Genomic DNA, 3,801 nt, shown 5'->3' on the forward strand with positions numbered 1-3,801 from the left:
TAATGGAGGAGCAGATACGTTTGCAAGGGCTCTTTTGACCGCAGATAAGATCCTGTCGAAATCTAAGTATTCACAAATCCGCAAAGATCGGTATGCCTCCTTTGATACTGGCAAAGGAAAAGACTTCGAAAAGGGAATATTAAGCTTAGAGGACCTTTATAAGCTATCCCTGAATATAAAAGAATTACCGCCTCAAAGCGGGAAACAGGAAATGCTCGAAAATATGATCAACCAGTATATCTAGCGCATTCCAAGAGAAAAGAAAAGTCCGTCCTTCACTCAGTGTAAGTCGGGTCTCCGTATTTTTTTTATTTCGCAAAGTAGATATAGATCCCCACCACGATGATCACGATGATCATTCCAAACTGCTTTACGTACTTGAACGGCGTAATTTCTACCTGTTTGGTATATTCCTGCACATATTCTGTTGCCCTTGGCTTAAATTTTCCTATCAGTAGCATTAAAGCGATATTGGCAATAAATAATATGGCCATCACATGCAAATAATGGGGATAGGCATCTGCCTCTACTAGGGCTAATTCTGAAACACTCGTTATCCCTGCAGCTTTTGCTTCTTCAAGGGCAGAACCTACAAGCATCGGCTCTAAAATAAACTGTGAAATGATATAAAGTACAGAGCCTGAAATAATACCTATCTTGGCAGCAATTGCCGGTACTCTTTTGGTGGTATACCCAATAACAATGATCGTCAAGATCGGGATGCTATAGATACCGTTTATTTCCTGTAAATAATCGAACAAACTACCTGCATTCGCGATCATTGGTGCAATAAACATGGCAGCCAGGGCCAGACAAACCCCAAATATTTTTCCATACTTAACTACTGTCTTTTCCGGAGCTTCCTTATTAATATGCTGTTTGTAAATATCAATACCAAACAAGGTTACAGAGCTATTGAGAACACTATTGAAGGAACTCAAAATGGCTCCAAAGAGTACCGCAGCAAAAAAACCAATTAATGGTTTGGGCAAAACGGCACGCACTAGTTCAGGGTAGGCAAGGTCACTAGATGCCAAGCCCCCGTCAAAATAGTGGTAGGCGATCATTCCCGGTAGTACTAAAATCAATGGACCCAATATTTTCAAAAACGATGCCAGCAGCAGTCCTTTCTGGCCTTCCGCTAAATTCTTGGCCGCCAAGGCCCTTTGAATGATCTGTTGGTTGGTACCCCAATAAAACAACTGTACCAACATCATCCCGGTAAAAATAGTAGAGAATGGCACCTCTTGTCCGGGCTCACCCGTAGAATCGAATCGTTCCGGATTTGTAGACATTAGGGCATCTAGACCTCCTATAATACTGCCATCTCCAATGGCCATTAACCCAAAGACCGGAATAAGAATTCCTCCTACTATGAGTCCGATTGCATTAATACTATCAGAAACAGCCACAGCCTTTAAACCTCCAAAAACAGCATAAATAGAACCGATAATTCCTATTCCCCAGATACATAGCACCAAAGCGGTTTCTTTGGAAACATCCAAAAGTTCCGGTACATTAAACATACCGCTAATAGCTACAGATCCGGAATACAGAATAACGGGAAGTAACACAACTACATATCCGGTAAGAAAAAGTGCAGAGGTAATGGTCTTTGTAGTAACATCGAATCTCTTTGCTAAAAATTGTGGAACCGTGGTGAGACCTCCTTTAAGATACCTCGGTAAAAGAAAAACAGCCGTAACCACAATGGCAATTGCTGCTAATGTTTCCCATGCCATAACAGACAACCCATCCTTATAAGCACTACCATTAAGTCCTACTATTTGTTCGGTAGATAGATTGGTAAGGAGAAGTGATCCCGCAATAACCCCTGCAGTAAGACTCCTTCCTCCCAGAAAATAGCCATCCGAAGAGGTTTCATCAGTTGTCCTTGTTGCAAAATATGAAATGATGGCTACCATAGCGGTAAAGCCAACAAAGGATAAAATTCCTATCATGTTACAGCTTAGTTAGTTCGTTTGTATTGCTAAATATATTGGATTATTTGCAAACTACTTCCGCTATGCCATATTATTCGTTTTTTTATACTGTATATAGGATGCATTTAACATAAACAATAGTTCAGTACATTTTCATCTTCCTCCCAGATTAAGTATCTTGTGGCCCTCTTATAGTAGCATTTTGAAAAGGATATTCGGGTATTTTCTAATTGCCCTAACAATGTTCTCCTGATATTAAAAAAAACCATAAATAACATACAACCACCACACCGGGACATGCAAAACGTGTCTATATTTTTGATTGAAAACATCGAATAAAAAACATGACATTAAGTAACAAAATTAGCCTGGTAATTGTTATAGGGACTTTAGGTTTTACCATAGGTTGCACCAATAAAAATAAAAGAAATGAGTCCTCTTCCAAAAAGACTCCTACCCTTTTTACGCTATTGCCTTCATCACAAACGGGAATTGATTTTATTAACAAAGTTGAAAACCAAAAGGACTTCAACATCTTTAAATATCGAAATTTTTACAATGGCGGTGGTGTAGCTATTGGGGACGTAAACAATGATGGCCTTGCTGACATATACCTTACCGGGAACATGGTAAGCAATAAACTCTATCTCAACAAAGGGAACTTAACCTTTGAGGATATTTCGGCTAAGGCGGGCGTCGAGGGTAGTAAACCCTGGTCCACAGGTGTGGTTATGGTAGATATCAATCAAGATGGATTACTTGACATCTATGTGAGTAATGCAGGGAAAATAGAGGGAAACAACCATGACAATGACCTTTACATCAACAACGGCGACCTTACCTTTACTGAAAAAGCAGCTGAATACAACCTTGCCAATACGGGATTCTCAATCCATTCATCTTTTTTCGATTATGATAAGGACGGGGATCTTGATGTATATATTCTTAATAACAGCAACATTCCTGTTAGCAGTTTGGGGTATGCCGGGCAGAGAGATGTGCGGGCCCAGGATTGGGAAGGCGTTCCGGATATTTTTAAAGGAGTTGGTGATATGCTTCTCCGCAATGACAATGGGAAATTTGTAGATGTCAGCGAAAAGGCAGGTATATATGGATCACTTATAGGTTTTGGTCTTGGAGTAATGATCACCGATATCAACAAAGATCTCTTTCCTGATATTTATGTTTCGAATGATTTTTATGAGCGGGACTACCTCTACATAAACAATCAGGATGGTACGTTTACAGAAGATATCAAAGGATGGACCTCACACCTTTCTATGTCGGCTATGGGTATCGATATGGCAGATATAAACAATGATGGCCATGCTGAGATCTTTATCACAGATATGCTACCCGAGGTAGATGAACGGGTAAAATCTGTGATGGAATTTGATGGGTACGATCTTTTCCGATTAAAACAGGATAAAGATTTCTACCAACAATACATCCAAAACACCCTTCAACTCAATAATGCGAACGGTTCATTCTCAGAGATAGCCTATTATAGCGGGGTTGATGCAACCGACTGGAGTTGGGCCGGACTACTTTTTGACATGGATAATGATGGCTTCCGGGATATCTTTATCACTAATGGGATCAACCACGACTTAACAGATCTCGATTTTGTTGATTTCTTTGCGAATGAGATCATTCAGAAAATGGCATTAACGGGCCGTAAGGAATCTATAGATTCTATCATTAATAAGATGCCCATAAGACCGCAACCTAACTACGCCTATAGAAACAACCAGGACCTTACTTTCTCCAATGCTAACAAGGAATGGGGTTTTGAATTACCCACCTTGTCCAATGGAGCAGCCTATGGTGACCTGGATAATGACGGCGATCTCGATTT

General features: G+C 40.1%; 2 protein-coding genes and 1 pseudogene. 2 read left to right on the plus strand and 1 reads right to left on the minus strand.

The features are described 5' to 3' along the window. Nucleotides 1–244: pseudogene (locus Q0X72_RS13245) on the plus strand (xylose isomerase); the annotation flags it as partial. A gap of 64 nt (nt 245–308) precedes the next feature. Here Q0X72_RS13245 and Q0X72_RS13250 read toward each other — a convergent pair. Beyond that, on the minus strand, nt 309–1,961 hold the full coding sequence (locus Q0X72_RS13250) for a solute:sodium symporter family transporter (protein ID WP_297766365.1): 1,653 nt from the start codon (nt 1,959–1,961) through the stop codon (nt 309–311). Between the two features lie 326 nt (nt 1,962–2,287). Between Q0X72_RS13250 and Q0X72_RS13255 the strand changes: the two genes are divergently transcribed. After that, nucleotides 2,288–3,801 (plus strand): VCBS repeat-containing protein (locus Q0X72_RS13255; RefSeq protein ID WP_297766367.1); only part of this gene is annotated, 1,514 nt, incomplete at its 3' end.

Origin of the sequence: uncultured Muriicola sp. (genome assembly GCF_947258935.1) — a bacterium.
GTDB lineage: Bacteria > Bacteroidota > Bacteroidia > Flavobacteriales > Flavobacteriaceae > Muriicola.

Excerpts from the sequence above, each read along its gene's own strand:
- Q0X72_RS13250 (WP_297766365.1), bottom strand. The coding sequence starts at position 1,961 with ATGATAGGAATTTTATCCTTTGTTGGCTTTACCGCTATGGTAGCCATC.